General features: G+C 44.1%; 16 protein-coding genes. 13 read left to right on the top strand and 3 right to left on the bottom strand.

Annotated elements, in window-relative coordinates; genetic code table 11:
- The first annotated feature begins 72 nt into the window (after positions 1-72).
- Together P400_RS0112780 and P400_RS0112775 are read left to right on the top strand one after the other, a co-directional pair.
- Positions 73-591, top strand: a complete 519-nt coding sequence (locus tag P400_RS0112780) for a VanZ family protein (protein WP_026826574.1) — start codon at positions 73-75, stop codon at positions 589-591.
- A 295-nt stretch (positions 592-886) separates the two neighbouring features.
- Positions 887-2,191, top strand: coding sequence for a murein hydrolase activator EnvC family protein (locus tag P400_RS0112775; protein ID WP_026826573.1), 1,305 nt, complete (start codon positions 887-889; stop codon positions 2,189-2,191).
- A 31-nt stretch (positions 2,192-2,222) separates the two neighbouring features.
- Here P400_RS0112775 and P400_RS15740 read toward each other — a convergent pair whose 3' ends face one another.
- The 3 genes from P400_RS15740 to P400_RS0112760 all read right to left on the bottom strand — a co-directional run bounded on the left by P400_RS15740 (position 2,223) and on the right by P400_RS0112760 (position 4,570).
- Entirely contained in the window at positions 2,223-2,393 is a 171-nt protein-coding gene (locus P400_RS15740; RefSeq protein ID WP_167330582.1) for a hypothetical protein, read from the bottom strand.
- Between the two features lie 43 nt (positions 2,394-2,436).
- On the bottom strand, positions 2,437-3,282 hold the full coding sequence (locus tag P400_RS0112765; RefSeq protein ID WP_034771189.1) for a GNAT family N-acetyltransferase: 846 nt from the start codon (positions 3,280-3,282) through the stop codon (positions 2,437-2,439).
- A 70-nt stretch (positions 3,283-3,352) separates the two neighbouring features.
- Positions 3,353-4,570 (bottom strand): dicarboxylate/amino acid:cation symporter, encoded by a 1,218-nt coding sequence (locus P400_RS0112760; RefSeq protein ID WP_026826571.1) that lies wholly within the window; start codon positions 4,568-4,570, stop codon positions 3,353-3,355.
- A 208-nt stretch (positions 4,571-4,778) separates the two neighbouring features.
- Here P400_RS0112760 and P400_RS0112755 point away from each other — a divergent pair, with 208 nt between their 5' ends.
- The 11 genes from P400_RS0112755 to brxC all read left to right on the top strand — a co-directional run bounded on the left by P400_RS0112755 (position 4,779) and on the right by brxC (position 17,745).
- Positions 4,779-5,000 carry a cell division protein ZapA gene (locus tag P400_RS0112755; RefSeq protein WP_026826570.1) on the top strand — a complete coding sequence of 74 codons (222 nt, stop codon included), beginning with the start codon at positions 4,779-4,781 and terminating at the stop codon, positions 4,998-5,000.
- A gap of 8 nt (positions 5,001-5,008) precedes the next feature.
- A complete protein-coding gene (locus tag P400_RS0112750; protein ID WP_026826569.1) occupies positions 5,009-5,545 on the top strand; it encodes a CvpA family protein in 537 nt (178 codons plus the stop codon).
- A gap of 68 nt (positions 5,546-5,613) precedes the next feature.
- Complete coding sequence (gene polX / locus P400_RS0112745; RefSeq protein WP_026826568.1) at positions 5,614-7,308, top strand: DNA polymerase/3'-5' exonuclease PolX; 1,695 nt, start codon at positions 5,614-5,616, stop codon at positions 7,306-7,308.
- A 15-nt stretch (positions 7,309-7,323) separates the two neighbouring features.
- Complete coding sequence (locus tag P400_RS0112740) at positions 7,324-9,678, top strand: endonuclease MutS2 (protein WP_026826567.1); 2,355 nt, start codon at positions 7,324-7,326, stop codon at positions 9,676-9,678.
- Positions 9,679-9,690: 12 nt separating this feature from the next.
- Positions 9,691-10,101: a DUF350 domain-containing protein gene (locus tag P400_RS0112735; protein ID WP_026826566.1), complete on the top strand. Its 411-nt coding sequence runs from the start codon at positions 9,691-9,693 to the stop codon at positions 10,099-10,101.
- A gap of 254 nt (positions 10,102-10,355) precedes the next feature.
- The gene (locus P400_RS15210; protein WP_034771186.1) at positions 10,356-11,189 is read left to right on the top strand and encodes an EcsC family protein; all 834 of its coding nucleotides are present in this window, start codon (positions 10,356-10,358) and stop codon (positions 11,187-11,189) included.
- A 33-nt stretch (positions 11,190-11,222) separates the two neighbouring features.
- Positions 11,223-11,693, top strand: coding sequence for a hypothetical protein (locus P400_RS0112725; protein WP_026826565.1), 471 nt, complete (start codon positions 11,223-11,225; stop codon positions 11,691-11,693).
- A gap of 29 nt (positions 11,694-11,722) precedes the next feature.
- Positions 11,723-11,923: a hypothetical protein gene (locus tag P400_RS0112720; RefSeq protein WP_026826564.1), complete on the top strand. Its 201-nt coding sequence runs from the start codon at positions 11,723-11,725 to the stop codon at positions 11,921-11,923.
- A gap of 1,092 nt (positions 11,924-13,015) precedes the next feature.
- The gene (locus P400_RS0112710; RefSeq protein ID WP_026826563.1) at positions 13,016-13,612 is read left to right on the top strand and encodes a BrxA family protein; all 597 of its coding nucleotides are present in this window, start codon (positions 13,016-13,018) and stop codon (positions 13,610-13,612) included.
- A gap of 2 nt (positions 13,613-13,614) precedes the next feature.
- Positions 13,615-14,157, top strand: coding sequence for a BREX protein BrxB domain-containing protein (locus tag P400_RS0112705; RefSeq protein ID WP_026826562.1), 543 nt, complete (start codon positions 13,615-13,617; stop codon positions 14,155-14,157).
- 12 nt (positions 14,158-14,169) lie between these two features.
- Positions 14,170-17,745 (top strand): BREX system P-loop protein BrxC, encoded by a 3,576-nt coding sequence (gene brxC, locus P400_RS0112700; RefSeq protein ID WP_026826561.1) that lies wholly within the window; start codon positions 14,170-14,172, stop codon positions 17,743-17,745.
- The last annotated feature ends 3 nt before the right edge of the window (positions 17,746-17,748 follow it).

Raw genomic sequence — 17,748 nt, 5'->3', positions numbered from 1 at the left:
ATGATGTCGCTGTTACATCTTTCTCACAGAAGAATCCGTATAATGAAAAACGTTGTAGAAAGGAACGGTGTTATGCGATTTTTAAAAAATGAATTTATATGGATTGCGCTTATCTTAATCGGCTTGTTCTTATCAAGTGCGACTCCTTACTCGGATCAGTCCATTGTGTCGCCGCTAGAGCGATTCAATTGGGAGTGGATCGAACCTACGCTAGCGAACGTGCAGTTCGACTACGCCGGAAAGGAAATCTCACTTGAAACGTTAGGAACAGCAGGACTGATTGAATTCTTTATGCGGAAAACGGTACATGTCGTTACATTTTTTGCACTCGGTGCATTATTTGTGAAAGCCATCTCGAGAACGAACCTGCATGCCGGACTGAACTTATTGTTCGCTTGGACGCTTGCCAATTCGGTCGCGATCTTTGATGAATATCATCAAAGCTTGACTCCTGAGAGAACTGCGTTATTAGAAGATGTTCTCTTAGATAGTAGCGGTGCTGCTGCAGGGGTTATCCTGATTGGTGGGTTCTTGTTACTTCTTTTGAAACGGAGAAACGGGAAACGTGCTGGATATGTGGCATTGAGGTAAATAAAAAATGATATAGGTTACTATGTGAAAAGCGCTTTCTTTGAGTGCTTTTTTTCTTTTTAAAACTATTTTGTGACAACAAATCAAATAAAAAACTGTTTATACCCACGTTTTTTAAGCGATAAAACCTAAATCAGGTCAATGTCATACGAATGAAATATAAGTGTAAAATAACTTTTGGTTTAGATTGCTATAATGAGTCACAGAGCGAATGAAATATCGCGACTCATCTTAATAAAAAATACTTGAATGATAATAGATAAAAAATACACGGAAATCAGCGGAGGGAAGCACATTGGGTAACTTGAAGAAATTTGCAGCGACGGTCACTTTAGGCGCACTTTTGATTGGCGGAACGTCACCGACTTATGCGGCCTCACTTACAGAGAAGCAGAAGAAAGTTCAGGAACAACAACAAAAGAATAGCAGTGAACAATCGAAAGCAAATTCTTCGATCCAATCACGTGAGCAAGCCATCAGCAAAGAACAACAAGAAATCAACAAGTTAGATGCTGAACTCCAGGACGTCATCAATGATGTCGCTCAGAAAAAAGCTGAGATTCGTGCAACTGAAGAAAAAATCAAAAAACTTCAAGAGCAAATCAAAAAATACGAAGCAAAAATGAAAGCACAAGAAGAACTTATGAAAGATCGTATGGCGACGATGCAAAAAAACGGTGGTTCGTCAGTCAACTGGGCAGAATTCATCTTCGGATCAAAAAACTTCAGCGATTTGATTACACGCATGATCACAGCTGGTACGATTCAAGAGAATGACCAACAGATCTTTGAAGAGTACGAAGCAACGAAAGAAAAACTCGCGAAAGCGCAAGCTGAACTTAAGGCAGAACGTGATTCACTCGTGAAGCAAAAAGAAGAACTTGAGAAACGCCAGAAAGAGCTTGATCAAAAAATGAAAGAGCGCGCTGCGAAAATCAAGAAACTTGAAGCTGAAAAAGTGAAATTTGAATCGAAACTCATGAGCTTGCAAGAGATGGAAGATACGCTCAAAGCTCAAGAAAAAGCGATTCAATCAGAAATCGAAGCACAACGTCGTGCTGAAGAAGAAGCACGTCGTGCAGCCGCAGCGGCAGCTGCCGCTGCTAAAAAGCAGCAAGGTTCGAGCTCGAACAGTGGTTCTACTAGTGCAGCAACAACAACACCTGTTGCATCTGCACCGGCAAGCGGCGGTATGTTCCAACGTCCTGCAAGCGGTCGCCTTACGCAAGGATGGGGTCCTGCAAGCGGCGTGAACGGCTACACATTCCACAACGGTCTTGATATCGCAGCGTCAGTTGGTACACCAATCTACGCAGCGGCTACTGGAACGGTCACACGAGCTGGATGGGGTGGCGCATACGGGAATCATGTCATGATTACTCACGTCATCAATGGTCAAGTTTGGACGACAGTTTACGCACACATGAGCTCAGTCTCAGTCAAAGCGGGTCAACGCGTGTCACAAGGCCAAAACCTCGGAGGCATGGGTAGCACAGGGAACTCGACAGGTTCACACCTTCACTTCGAGATTCACCGTGGCGGTTACTCATGGTCATCATCAAGCGCGGGTGGGACAGTCAACCCAGCATCATTCTTCTAAACACAAATATAGTGATCGACGAACGCGTCGATCACTTTTTTGATGTCTGATACACAATGAACGTCAGGAGCGCGGCACCGATGACACTGAGCCAGAGCGTATCGATGTTCGGGTTATCGAGAACGCTCTGTCCCCCGACGATCAACATATAGAGAAGGAGCGCCACACCGAGTGCACGTAAAATAAAACGGAATCTAACCATAAAAAATCGCCTCCACCTATTAGTATAGGGGAGGCGATGCGTTTCATCTAGCGAGTCGGACCCAAGCGGAGTGCATAATCTGCTCGTAGCCGACTTCCTGATAGATTTTGTTTGATGTCGGATTCGTCAAGTCCGTATAAAGGACACAGAACGCTTTCGTCTCGAGTAACTGGCGGCTAAGGTCTGCGACGAGACTTCGTGCATACCCTCTTCCTCGTGCGTCAGGTGACGTATAGACGAACGAGACGGTGATGCCGTTCTCGGTCGGACGTGCTCGTTTCGCACACGAGACGGCTTGTCCATCGACTTCCCAAAAGACAGCTTCTTCTCTCTCGAGCATCGTCTGGACGGCCTTTGTCACTTTCTCTGGCGGAGATGAACGGAGACCTGATTCGGCTTCAAAGGCACTATACCAAGACTCGAGCTGTCCTTGGTCGGCTGTCGTCGCTTCTCGCATCCTCCCTGTCGCCATGTCGATGTCTTCCACACAATCGAGGCGATAGAGCCCTTGGGACATGTTTATCTCACTCGTCCCAGATGTGATCTCCTGCCAGCTCTTCGCGAACCGTTCGGCTTGTTTGCGTTCTGAGACGACCTCGGTGAAGGGGATCTCGTTTTCGAGAAGGTGCGGGATGATGAAGGACGGGAGTTCGTCCGAGCGTTCTGAATCCACGACGATGTAATGGAGTGGATGTGGCGGTGTCACTTGAAGGATGGCGAGCAGTTCACCGTCCTCTTCGACGGTGAACTGATGAAACGTCTCATAGATGCCTTGAATCAAGTTATTCAAGACGCCGATCATGAGGCTGTTCTTGGCTTCTTCTTTCAACAATGCGTCCATGACGCGGTCAGAGAAGTGATTCGGGTCTTTCCATTCAATCCATTCCATATGTATCGCTCCTTTTCAATGTAGACAAAAACGGGCAAACCTGTTGGCTTGCCCGCTTATGATTTTTGCTTTATGCGATATCTTCTTGTTTCGACGATGTGTTGTCGAGAAGTTTCGTGTTGTGTTTGAAGTAGTGGATAATCTTCGCGATGGCACCGTCACCCGTGACGTTTGTCGCTGTCCCGAAGCTATCTTGCGCCAAGTAGAGCGCAATGACCAAACTTTGCATCGTCGCGTCGAATCCGAGGATTGAACCGAACAATCCAAGTGATGCCATAACGGCTCCACCCGGTACACCAGGTGCTGCAATCATCGTTACACCTAGTGCGAGGATGAATGGGAGGACGATCGCGTAAGACATCGGCATGCCGTTCAAGTACATGAGCGCGACACCGACCGACGTGAGTGTGATCGTCGAACCTGACAAGTGAATCGTTGCCGAGAGCGGGATGACGAAGTTCGCGACACCCTCATCCGTGTTATTCAACTTCGCTTGGCGAAGTGTGACTGGAATCGTCGCAGCCGATGATTGCGTCCCGATCGCTGTGAAGTAAGCCGGCATCATCGTCTTGAGCAACTTGAACGGATTCTCTTTGTTGAGACCACCTGCGATTGAATATTGAATCATGAGCATCGTTAAATGTAGGACGATGATTGTGACGAAGACGAGTGAGAATACCGAGAGGATCTCAGCGACCTGACCCGCGTACGTCATGTTCATGAAAATTCCGGCGATGTGAATTGGTAGTAATGGAATAATGACTTTACTGATTAAGAGCTCGATGATATCGCGGAAATCCATGGCGAGGTCAAGTGACCGTTTGCTTTCGATGGCGGCAATCCCGATGCCGATGACGAAAGCTAAAATGAGAGCGGTCATGACACCGAATACAGGTGGAATTTCAAATTCCATGAATCCTTTCAATAAGGCTTCCTCTGGATTTTCGGCTCCTACTGTAGAACGTGATAAAATTTGCGGGAACAAGTTGCTTGTTGCGAAATAGGCGAGCGTTCCTGCGACAACGGTTGATGCATAAGCGATGAGTGCTGTGAGTCCGACTAACTTTCCTGCTCCTTTTCCAAGTTCCCCGATTCCTGGGATGATGAACGCAAGAATGATCAATGGGATGGCGAAGCCTAAGAACTGCCCGAAGACTGTGTTGAACGTCACAAACGTCCGAACAATCCAGTTCTGACTTTCTGGTACGATGCTCCCGAGCAAAATCCCGAAAGCAATCGCGATGATGATGCGACCTAAGAGGCCAATGCGTAGTTTCAAATCAATCATCCTTTCTGTTTGTTTGAATAGTTGATATTTTCGCACATTTCACAACATGTTGCCACCATTCCTTTTATTTTTTCTAAAGAAAGACGTTTGACAACTGTAAAGAAGGGTAATAGAAAATGTTGTACATATCAATGGAAGGGGCTTCTCCTTTTCCTAATATAAAAACGATGTTATGATTAATGCTGACAGACGTAAAGGAGGGGTGCGCGTGCAGTTACAACGAACAACGATTCACATTGCGGGTCAAGACTATACGATCGTAAGCGAAGAACCCGCTGATCATGTGAGGGAAGTAGGCTTTTTGGTCGATAGTAAGATCCGCGAGATTCGTGATCAATCCCCTCATCTAGATGCTCGTCAGGCAGCGGTCCTTGCTGCGATTCAAATCGCGAGCGATCACGTCAAAACTAAACGAAATATGGGAGAATAATTCAATCCATGGTTACGCTACTTATACTGTTTTTCTTATTTATCGGAATCGTCAATGGCTTTCGTCGTGGTGCGATTTTACAGCTCGGCCATTGGGTCGCGCTCATTATCAGTTTCCTTGTCGCTAACACGTACTATAAAGATTTAGCTGAAGCGTTCAAGCTATGGATCCCGTATCCGTCTCAGCTTGATGGAACGCTACCTGGCGGCGTCTTGGACCTCAACTCTCTTTCAGGGATTGAGATGACGTTTTATAACGTCTTTTGGTTCGTCGTCTTGTTCCTCATCACGAAACTCGTCTTGCATCTCATCTTGGCGATGCTCGACTTCTTGACGGACTTGCCGATTTTACGCCAATTAAAAGGTGTGATCGGAGCTGTCCTCGGATTCTTTGAGGCGTATGTTATCACGTTCTTCATCCTTTGGGTAATCGCGTTCGTGCCGATGGCGGGCGTTCAAAATGCTGTCGACAATTCGTCACTCGCGACAACGATCATTCAAGACACACCATATCTATCGGATTGGTTTTCAAATAAGATGTTGTGACACGACAGGCCGGAATGCAAGCTAGTGCTTGTGTCTCGGTCTTTTCTGTGTGAATAGGGGGGAACCGTATGAATAAAGTAGAAGCGATGATGTTGCTCGAGAAGATCGCGCAATATATGGAAATCAAAGGGGAGAACCCGTTTAAAATCAATGCGTTCCGTAAGGCTGCGACAGCGCTCGAGAACATGGACCTTGAACTCGAGGACATCGAGGATTTGACTTCAGTCTCAGGAATCGGAAAAGGAACGGCCGCCGTCCTTGAGGAGTATCGAGACACAGGACGTAGTGAAGTACTCGAAGCGCTGCAGGAAGAGATTCCGTTCGGTTTGATGAAGCTCTTGAAGATTCAAGGGCTTGGCGGGAAGAAACTCGCGAAACTCCGTGAGGTCGGCGTCGTCGACTTGGAGTCGCTCATCCGTGTACTCGAAGACGGGACAGCGGCATCACTACCCGGGTTCGGTGCGAAGAGTGTCGAGAAGCTGCTCGCCGCAGCGAAAAACCTTGAGTCGCGTCCGGAACGATTAGCGTATGCGGTCATGCGACCGATCGTCGAAGAGATCAATGACGTGTTGAAGAAAGAAGAGCTCGTCTTGCGTCATTCGGTCGGGGGAAGCTTCCGCCGTGCCGAAGAGACGTGTAAAGACCTTGACTTCATCATTGCGACCGAGGAGCCGATTGCGCTGCGTGAGAAACTGCTCGCCCTTCCGTTCATCAACGAAGTGATTGCGGCAGGTGAGACGAAAGTCTCGCTCGTCCTCGAACGTGAGGAGATGGTGTCGGTCGACTTCCGTATGGTCGAGCCGGGTGCGTTCGCTGCGACACTTCATCATTTCACAGGTTCAAAAGACCACAACGTCCGTATGCGCCAACTCGCAAAAGCAAAAGGAGAGTCCATTTCCGAATATGGGGTCGAGACGGCAGATGGGTTGTGGCAACCAAAAACAGAAGAAGAACTGTTCGAACGGTACGGTCTCCCATTCATCCCGCCTGAACTTCGGGAAGGACATGCTGAGTTCGAACACGACTTATCGAAGCTCGTCACGCTCAAGGACATCAAGGCTGACGCGCACATGCACACGGTCTGGTCGGACGGGAAGTTGACCGTTGACGAGATTGTCGTGGCGATGAAAGGGCGCGGCTATGAATGGATGGCCATCACGGACCACGGGAAGTACTTGACGTTCGTCAATGGCTTGACGGAGGAACGACTTGTGGAACAAGGAAAAGAAATCCAAGAAGCCGCTAAGACACATGACATGAACGTGTTGCGTGGTGTCGAGATGGATATCCGTCCTGACGGGACGCTCGACTATGAACCAGAATTTTTAGAGACGCTCGACTATGTCGTCGCCTCTATCCATTCGAAGATGGACCAATCGGTCGACGAGATCATGGCACGTCTCGAGAACGCCTGCCGTTCTCCGTACGTCAACGTGATTGCCCATCCGACGGGTCGACTCATCGGTCGTCGTGACGGCTACCCGATTGACGAGGACAAGTTGATCGCACTCGCGAAAGAGACGGGGACGGCGCTCGAGTTGAACGCCAACCCGAACCGCCTCGACTTGACAGCCTCCACGCTCAAGAAGGCGAAGGCGGCGGGCGTCAAAGTGATGATCAACACGGACACGCACCACCCAGATATGATGGAAGATATGGCACTCGGTGTGTTGCACGCACGGAAAGCCTATCTCGAACCATCGGATATTATTAACTGCTTCACGTTTGAAGACGCCAAGGCGTTCTTTGCGGCGAAGCGATAGAAAGGAACATGCTAGATGGACCACGCGTTACGCGTATTAGAATATGAAAAATTGCGCCAACAGCTTGCCGGTCACGCGGCGAGCTCGCTCGGAAAAGATTTGGCGCTGAAGATGCAACCCGACTACTCATACGATCGGGTGCTCTCGAATTTGAACGTGACGAAAGAGGCGACCGAGGTCGTTCGTCTTCGTGACCGTCTGCCGCTCGGTGGGCTAACGGACGTCCGCGCGGAAGTGAAACGGGCCGCGATCGGCTCGGTCCTCTCGACGAGCGAACTGCTCGCCGTCGCTGCCGTCATGTATGGCGGTCGCCAAGTGAAGAACTTCTTCGAGAAGCTTCACGAGGACAATGAGGAGATTCGAATCCCGCGCCTTGATGAGTATGTGGACAAATTGACGAAACTCATTGAAGTCGAACAATCGATTCGCCATGCAATCGATGACCAAGGGACGGTCCAAGATTCGGCGAGCTCACAACTCCGTGGGCTCCGTACACAGCTACGAAGCTTTGAAGGGAGCGTCCGTTCACGAATCGACAACATCCTTCGCAATAACGCGAAGATGCTCTCGGACGCCATCGTCACGATTCGAAACGACCGTTATGTCGTACCGGTCAAACAAGAGTACCGTCAAGCGTTCGGTGGGATCGTCCATGACCAGTCGGCTTCCGGTCAGACGCTCTTCATCGAACCGCAAGCGATCGTCTCCATCAACAACGAGATTCAAGAAGTTCGTCTGAAAGAACGTGCGGAGATCGATCGAATTTTGAGCGCGCTCTCGAACGAGGTCGGTGGGGTCCATGATGCCATCATGACGAATATCGATGTATTAGCCGAACTCGACTTCATCTTCGCGAAAGTCGCTTACGGACAAGAGATGAAAGCGACCGAGCCGAAGTTGAACGACAATCGAGAGATCAAGTTGAAACAGGCACGTCATCCGTTCATCCCGAAAGATGAGGTCGTGCCGATCACGGTCGAGCTCGGGGAAGACTACACGTCACTCGTCATCACCGGACCGAACACCGGCGGGAAGACCGTCACGTTGAAGACGATCGGACTCCTTCAATTGATGGTACAGTCAGGTCTTTACGTCCCGGCAGAGTTTGGGACAGAGCTTTCCGTGTTTGACGCGGTCTATGCCGACATCGGGGATGAGCAATCGATCGAGCAGAGTCTCTCGACGTTCAGCTCACACATGACGAACATCGTCGGCATGCTCGACAAAATCGACTTCATGTCACTCGTCCTCTTCGATGAGCTCGGTGCCGGGACGGACCCGCAAGAAGGGGCAGCCCTCGCCATCGCGATTCTAGATGAAGTGAAACGTCGCGGGGCACGTGTCGCGGCGACAACGCACTACTCAGAACTGAAGGCATACGCGTATAACCGCGAAGGCGTCATGAACGCCTCGATGGAGTTTGATATCGAATCGCTCAGCCCGACATACCGTCTCCTGATTGGCGTACCGGGGCGCTCGAACGCTTTCGAGATCAGCCGTCGTCTCGGACTGTCCGAACAGGTCATCGACAAGGCACGAAGCCATGTCGGCAGTGATGCCGAGTCGGTCGAATCGATGATCAACGAGCTCGAAGCGGCGAAACAACGCGCTGAACAGCTCGAGCAGGAACTCATCGTCAAACGCCATGACTTCGAAGAAGAGCAGGCGGCATTCGAGGCGACGATGACCGAGTTTGAGCAGGAGCGCGACAACTTGTACAGTGCGGCTGAGGCGAAAGCCGAGAAAGCCGTCGAACAGGCGAAGCGTCAGGCGAACGAAGTCATCGACCGCTTGAAGAAGCTCAGGGAGCAGGGCATCGTCAAAGAGCACGAGATTATCGCAGCGAAGAAAGAACTCGAGTCGGCCAAACCGACACTTCAAGAGAAAAAGATCCAAAAAGTGAAACAAAAAGCCCAGCAACAACGTACGTTCAGTAAGGGCGAAGAAGTGAAAGTGACGACGTTCAATCAAAAAGGCTACATCGTGAAACAAATCAATGACAATGAGTACAACGTCCAAGTCGGCATCATGAAAGTGAACGTCAAAGCGGATGACCTTCAGAAGATCGGTCCATCGAAAGAGAAGTCGCTTCAGTCGAAAGGGAGCTCGCTCAAACGTCAGAGCTCGACGAAGTCCGAGCTCGACCTTCGTGGCGTCCGTGTCGAAGAGGGACTCATGCGTCTTGATAAGTATATCGATGAAGCACTCGTGTCGGGCTATGACAACGTCCGCATCATCCACGGACTTGGTACCGGGGCGATGCGTCAGGCGACACAAGAATTCTTAAAAGGACATCGTCACGTGAAGAGCCAACGCCCGGGTGGAATGGGTGAAGGTGGACTCGGTGTCACGGTCGTCGAACTGAAGTAAGGGGAGTCGGGAATGGGCACGTTAATGTTTGCCGTCATGCTGGAATCGTTCGGTCTCTATTCGATGGCAGGACTGATGATTATCGTCGGTCTGGCCATCTTCGAGGTGACGACGCCGTACAGCAACTGGCGCGAGATTCAAAAAGGAAATATCGCCGTCGCCCTCGCGACAGGCGGAAAGATTGTCGGTCTCGCCAACATCTTCCGTGTCGTCGAGAGCTATTATGAGAGCACGATTGACATCTTCGTCGGGGGTGGGTTCGGATTCGCTCTTCTTCTCGCGACCTACTGGTTGTTTGAATTTTTGACACCGACACTGAAGGTGAACGATGAGATTCAAAAAGGAAATATCGCCGTCGGATTGTTGGCATTCTTGCTGTCGATTGGGGTCTCCCTCGTCGTCGGCGCGGCATTGGTGAGGTGAAGACATGGTATACGAACGATTGGCAAAAATCTTGTTTATCGGGGCCGGGCTGTTCTTAGTGGCAGCGGCACTGTGGTATATCTTTTATTGAAGAAAGTGGGAGGATCCGTTTGGATGCTCCCTTTTTGATTTCGTGAACTTTAAATATAAAATATATAGGTAATTAGGAAGGTATTTTACAATTCATATGGGGAACCGTATATACTGAAACTAGATTTTGGAACGAGATACATAAGAAGGACGAGGTGTAGGTCATGGCGAACGGGTCAGAAGTGTTTGAAGTCTTGATGACGAATGCAGTAAAACTACCTGGAGTGAAAGTAGACCGCAGAGAGTTTTTAGCTCAAAGTTTCAGTAAATACGTGCCAGCGAATCAGTTGGCAGAGGTTGTAGAGAAGGGACCGCTTGAGGCGAATGTCCCGCTTTCAGTCATCAAAAAGGTGGCGAAACGAAACATTGCCAATCAGACGATGAAGAGTTCGAGCGCCTCGTTTGCGGCCGGTCTACCTGGTGGCATCGGTCTTGCCGCTACGATACCGGCCGATACGGCGCAATTCTTCGGTTTCGCACTCCGTTTGGCGCAAGAAATCGGGTATTTATATGGGTACGATGACTTTTGGGAAGACGGGGAACTAGATGTCGAACGTGTGAATGGAGAGTTGATTCTCTTTTTAGGTGTCATGTTCGGAGTGGGTGGCGCGACGGCTACCATCAAGGCATTGTCCGCGCAATTGTCAAAAGAGGCGTTGAAAAAAATCCCGAACAAAGCGTTGATGAAAACGGTGTACTATCCGATTATCAAGAAAATGTCAGCGATGATTGGGGTGAAGATGACAAAAGATACGTTCGCCAAAGGGATCTCGAAGATGATTCCGCTCGCAGGAGGTGTCATCTCAGGAGGAATCACGTACTCGTCCATGACGAAGATGGGCAATCGTCTCATGAATACGCTTGAAGAAGGCGTAAACATGACGGAAGCAGAGTTTGTCGAAAGTGTGGAAGAAGTGAAACGAGAGAACCTTGAGATTATCGAAGGGGAATTCATAGAAATTGAAGAGATTTTACGTCAAGAAGGGGAAATCCTATAACAAGGTGTTGTGTTTTCTAGGAGGAGATCATTCATGAATCTAGACTTACACTACTTGATGTCGACCGAGCGCTACGTACTCGACATGGAATCGTTTCAGATGAAGAATGAGGCGTATTATCCGTTAGAGTGGACGTTTTATGGGGCGGCGAATCCGACGATGCTCCTTACATGGGATGCCGAGCGCGACCGCATCCGAATTCGCTTCGAACAGTACGCCGTCTTTTTAGGGACACAAGAAGAGCACGGAATGAAAGAAGACGGATTATGGAACGAGCATCCGATTGTAAAACTGTCCGCATCACGCCTGATGTCATTCGCAAGTGAACGGATGTCGATTCATCCGGTGAACCGTAACCGTGGCGCGCTCGCGCATTATGTCATCCGTACGATCGAGCAGGAGTTTCATGTGTTGGCGTATGAAGACCCGACTGTAGAAGATTTAGGGAAAGTCGGGGACACGGGAGTTATTGTGACGGAAGTGTTGGATCAGTTAGAGGAATAGGGAATGTAAGTACGTGAGGAGGAGAGAACATGAAATCATTCGAAATCGAATTTCATGTGATCAATGAAGAAGTACTGACGTATATGCTGGAAGCTGACACACGATATGAGGCATTAGAGTCAATTTTTCAGGCGTTTCGACATGCGAGTGATGGATTCGTGCAATTTGATGACGAGTTGATTGTGATGTTGGATCATGTGGCATATGTGAAGGCGTTTGAGGTGGATTGAAGGAATAAGATATATATTTAGCATTAAATACTGAGCACCATACTTACCATAAGTAGAGGAAAAATAGTTAAGGGTAAGGCGGATATTTACTATAGCACGTGACGAAAACATTATAAATCGAGAGTTCATTACGTGCCGATTGGAAGAGAAATAGTGTACCGACGTTACTGAGTTTTAACATGGTTCCGGGAGTAAGCGATATTTGAATGCGATATCGATCTGTAGGACGGCTCTATAGTCGCCTATCGCATCAGGAATCCTTTCAAGAACATGCTCATCTTCCAGATGGTGGTGCCAGCATTCCATATAGGAGAGAGTCTGATGATTCTTAGCCACCTAGGATTTTAGTATACTTGACGATGATTCAAACATGCAGGACTGACCCACAGCATGTAAAGGGTCGGACATTGACTCGTAAACGCCGCAATCGAGAGTTTTTGGGGTACCATGAAGTAGAGAAATGCTACTTTTGTGAATTCCAAGCCTATAGCGAACTCACAATGGCCATTGAGAAATACAAATCGTTATATAGCCACAAACTTTTTCAGAAACGACGAAACGACTTAAGTCATTTCTACTTGACACTAAGTAGTTCACCTTCTCAGTCTTTTCTTGCTTATAATATTTAAGAATTATAGTGAAAAGAATTCTATTTTATCAATAGAATGGTCAAAACTCTACAGTATTGAACATGATACTATATTTATATAAAATAAGGGGTATCAAGCTTAATCAATACTTATGTTTATAAATATATCTCGACTGTAATAAAAAGTGGTGGTTATTTGAAATATGGGTATATCAGAGTGGGTACAAAGTTAATTGATATGTTACAAGAGAAAGACACTTTCGTTGTTATAAAACTAGATCATTTTGTTCGGATTAAACAAGATGTTCTAAAAATTAAAAATTCACTAAATAGGAATATTATAGTCCATGTCTAAATATGGACACTATTGAAAATGACTAATTGGTCGTCTACTCTTTACAATTTTTCAGCATTTGCTGAATTTGAAAGAGAAATGATTGTAGAACGAATTAATGATCTTATAGATATGATTTACCTAATAGTTTTGAAGCGAGGGGTGTTTAATGGAATATTCAGCTGGTTTTACGAGCGAAGGATGGTTTCAACAAGAAATTGAATATGTTTTAGATCAACTTCACAAAGGTTTTAGCCGCAAAGAAATAAGAAGTAAAGTAGTGGAGGATAATGTTTTCTTATTAAGAAGTGAATCGGCAATTAGTAAAAGATTTCAAATGGTTTATCGTAGAGCAAAGACATTATATCCAACATTATCTGAATACTATTTCAATGGTACTAATTCAGATCAAAAAGTACTGCTATTATATAGTTTCCTTAAATGTTATCGATATGCTTACGAAAATTTTTATGAAACGATTGTTTATCGTTATCAACATAAAAATGGAACCTTACGGGTTTCAGATCTGAGCTTTTATATGGAAGAAAAGGAGCAACAATCAGAAAAAATCGCAAACTGGCATACAGCTACAAGAAAGAAAATCAATAGTACACTTCTATTATTTTACAGAGAAAGCGGTATGATTGAATTAGTAGACGATGAGTATAAAGTCTCTCCTTTACATGTGAGTCAAGCTCTTAAACAGTGTGCTGAACAACAGGGCGATTTGTTAAAAGCATTAATAACCTTAAAGGCAGGTGGTTAAGAGTGACTATATATAAACGATTAGAACAAATGGAAGATCGTATAAATGAAGAAGGATTTACAATACCAAAAGGGATTGGAAATGAAGTTCCACATTTTGTTTTTGATTATCCAGCTGTAGAAGAATTAACAGTACGTACATATGTTGAGGGATTATTAAGAAGAACGTCATTGAATATTATAGAAATCAATCTTTTTGAATTTCTTATTAGTTTATTTGAAGAAGATTTAGAAGAACTAATCACTATTGCTGAAGAAGAAGGCTATGAAGAACTTTCTCAAGCGCTTCAAACTGTTTTAGAAGATCAAGATTTGTTGGTGAACGCATTCATTGATAAAGCGGATAATACGGAATTGATTTTTATAACAGGAGTAGGAACGGTACATCCATTTATTCGCTCCAGTCATCTACTAAAAAAAATATCTAATCATGCGTTTAGAACGCCGCTTGTATTATTTTATCCGGGGTATTTTTCAGGAATAGACTTACGTCTATTTAACAAATTCCGACATGAAGATGAATACCAAATTACAAGGATTTCATAAGGAGTGTGAATAATGATTATTCAAGAGACTTTTGAGAAGAAAATTGATAGACCAATTAATGGTGTTGTACAAGCAGGTCAAATTGATGAAAAAACAATACAAACCGAAATAGAAGAATACGTTGTCACAGCAGAAATTTTAGATAGCTTAAAAGAGTTTTATAAAAATTATGAGAAAGCATATTCTAATCCAACCAAAAATGTTGGTGTGTGGATTTCTGGTTTCTTCGGTTCGGGTAAATCACATTTTCTTAAAATATTATCTTACTTATTGGATGGTAATAAAGTAGGTGGGAAAACACCACTTGAATATTTTAAAGATAAAATTTCTGATATTGTACTTTTAGATGCAATGTCTCGGATAGAATTGAAACCTTCAGATGCCCTGTTGTTTAATGTGGGTTCTGAAGCTGGAGCAAGTGCAGCACGTGGAACGAAAGAGAGTATTATCGAAATTATCTTACGTATTTTTAATGAACATCTCGGATATTCCAATACACTGTGGGTAGCAGATTTTGAACGACAATTAGTAAGTGACCAAAAATACGATGATTTTTGTTCGAAAATCGAAGAATTGTATAACGAAAAATGGCAGGATTTTCGTACTAAATTCCGCTTGAGATATGCAAAAATTATTGCTGCACTTTGTGAAATTGGCTATGAACAAGAAACAGCGGATTTCCTAGTAAAATCAGCACAAAAAGAATTTTCTATTTCAGCCGTTCAGTTAGGGGAGCTTGTTGCACAATATTGTAAGTCAAAAGGACCTGATTATCGGTTAATTTTTTTAATTGATGAAGTGGGTCAATATATCGGTTCAGATAATAACTTGATGCTTGATTTACAAAACGCGGTAGAAGAAATTGGCGCTGCTGCAATGGGGCAAGCATGGATAGTGGTAACTTCTCAGGAAAAGATTAAAGACGTGTCTAATATGAATGCAGCTAATACAAAAGACTTTTCGAAAATTCAAGGAAGATGTGAAACACGAATAAACTTATCTAGTTCAGATACAGACGAAGTTTTAAAACGCCGTTTATTAGAAAAGACCGAAACGGCTTCGAAAACATTAGAGTCCATTTTTGAACCGAATGAGCAATTAATTCGTAATCGCCTTTCTTTTGATAAAGATCGAACACAATATCGCTCAGGCTATCGTTCAACAAGTGAATTTGTCGAAACATATCCGTTTGTGCCTTATCAAGTGGATTTATTGCAAGCAGTATTAGAGAAAATTGGTATACATGGTGAAGGAAGTTCCTACGCTTCAAGAGGGGAACGTTCATTATTAAAAGCTTTCCAAGAAGCAGCAATATACAATGGTCAAGAAGAGATAGGTAATTTAGTAACGATGGCGGAGTTTTATCCAACGATTCGTCAACATTTAGAATCAGCTATCGTACAGACGATTTCGAGAGCTGAAATCCGTGCAAAAAACTCAGAAGGTCTTGTTGAATCTGATGTTGATGTATTAAAAGTATTGTATTTGATTAAAGGAATAGGCCACATTAAAGCAACACCCAATAATATTTCAACACTTTTATTAGAAAGTATCCAGTCTGAAAAAAATGAACTTGTTATTAAAGAATCGTTAAACCGTCTAGAGCAAACGATGTTTATTGAAAAGCACGCAGATGGAACATACACATTTTTATCAGATGAAGAGCAAGAAATAAATAAAGAAATTCGTAATGTTGATGTTAATGCTATCAAGATTAAAGAAAGATTGGGTGATACATTTTTTGAGAAAATGTATCCAAATGCTAAATATAACTATCAAAAGGGAATGCTTTTTGATTACAATAAACGTTTTGATAACTATGCAAAAACAAATATGAAATATCCGTTAACAATGCAAGTCATTACGGGTGGGTTAACCCCTACAGAAGCTGCTTTACAGGCAGTAGAAGGGCAAATGGTTATTTATTTAAATGAGGAATTAATTTCCGAGGCAGAAGAAGCTATTCGTATTTCTGAACAGATCCGTCGTTATGTGAATTTAAAACGTAATCCAAGTACAACACAGGCGCAACATCGTATTTATGACGCTAAAATGGAGAGTATTGGAGACTACGAGGTAAAGGCAGAAGAATTATTACGAAAAGCTTGTGAAGAAGCAACAATTTTCATTCAAATGCAGGAGCGTACATTCCGAGGCAGTTTTGAAAAGCAAGTATCAGACGCCTTCGATATGTTAATCCAAAACACGTACAAGTATTTGGAGTACATTGATGAACCAATTCAAATGAAAACATTCAAAGAACAATGGAGAATCCTAGTTGAAAAAGGTATTTCAAATGATTTACTAGGCGAAATAGGTAATGTAAAAGCTTATAACGAGGTGTTACGCTATTTAGATGAACTCATTCGAATGCATCAGAAACCATCGTTAAAGGATTTTATTGATAAATATAATCAGGTTCCTTATGGCTGGAGTGACTACGATACAATCGGCATTGTCCTAGCTTTAATGCACTCCGGTAAAGTAAAGTTAATGATTGGAGATGAACACTTTACGCCAACAAGTTCAACTCAATTTTATGATAAACTTGCTCGAACAACAGAGCGAGATAAAATACGTGTGATTCCTGAGATTGAAGTAGATCCAAAAGTGCGTCGCGAATTCACTGGATTGTATAAGGATTTATTCGGACGAATGGATATTGGAGATTCTTATCAAGAGTTCGCGAATGCGATTAAATCGGCATTACAGAAGTATTTTATCGAACCATTAGATGAGATGGATGAACGTCGAAAGAAAACACTATCTGCTGAGTTTACTTATCCTGAAGGAACAAAGATTAGTTCTTTAAAAATCGATATACTTCGATTAACACAAATTCGGGAATCAGAACAACTTGTTAAGGCATTTATTGATGCCGAGGATGATTTATACGATTGGCAAGAAGCGATTGAACAGTTAGTTGGTTTCTATTTAAAAGCACCAATTGAACGGTTTGATGAAGCAGTATCGTATTTAAATCAAGTTCAAAATGATTTACGTTATACACAATCACAAAAGGTAAACCTGCTAAAGAAAAACATTACCAACATTTTAACGAAAGTATCACCATATAGTGAGATTCCACAATTGCCTAGTTTAATTGAAAAACTTGGTCAAGCAATTCAAGAAGAAGTAACAGAACAAAAACAAGGTCTCACAAGTCAAATTACACAATTAGAGAAAAAGATAGATGATTTAAAAGATTATTATTCAAATAATGAAATTATTACAGAATTAATAATTGATAAAATGCATAATTTCAAAATGTTGCAACAAGAAATTATTAAAAGTAATAGTCTAATCACGATTCAAATGAATTTGACGAAACTACGAACAGTAACAGAAACCATTCAAGAAGAAGCAAAACGTAAAGAAAAAGAATTAGTACAATTACCGCCTACACCAAACACACCTGTTACGGTTGTACGTGAAAAAGGAACAAAAATTATTTCTTCTAGCGAATTAAAAAACATGATTTCACATACAAGCATCGAAACACAGTCTGACTTAGATGCTGTACTTGCAGAGTTACGAACACAGTTATTAAAAGAACTAAAAGATAATACATTAAAAATTGAATTATAGGCA

Source organism: Exiguobacterium marinum DSM 16307 (assembly GCF_000620845.1).
Lineage (GTDB): Bacteria > Bacillota > Bacilli > Exiguobacteriales > Exiguobacteriaceae > Exiguobacterium > Exiguobacterium marinum.
Note: the sequence above shows the minus strand (reverse complement) of the source record. Positions and strands in the feature narration are given on the sequence as shown.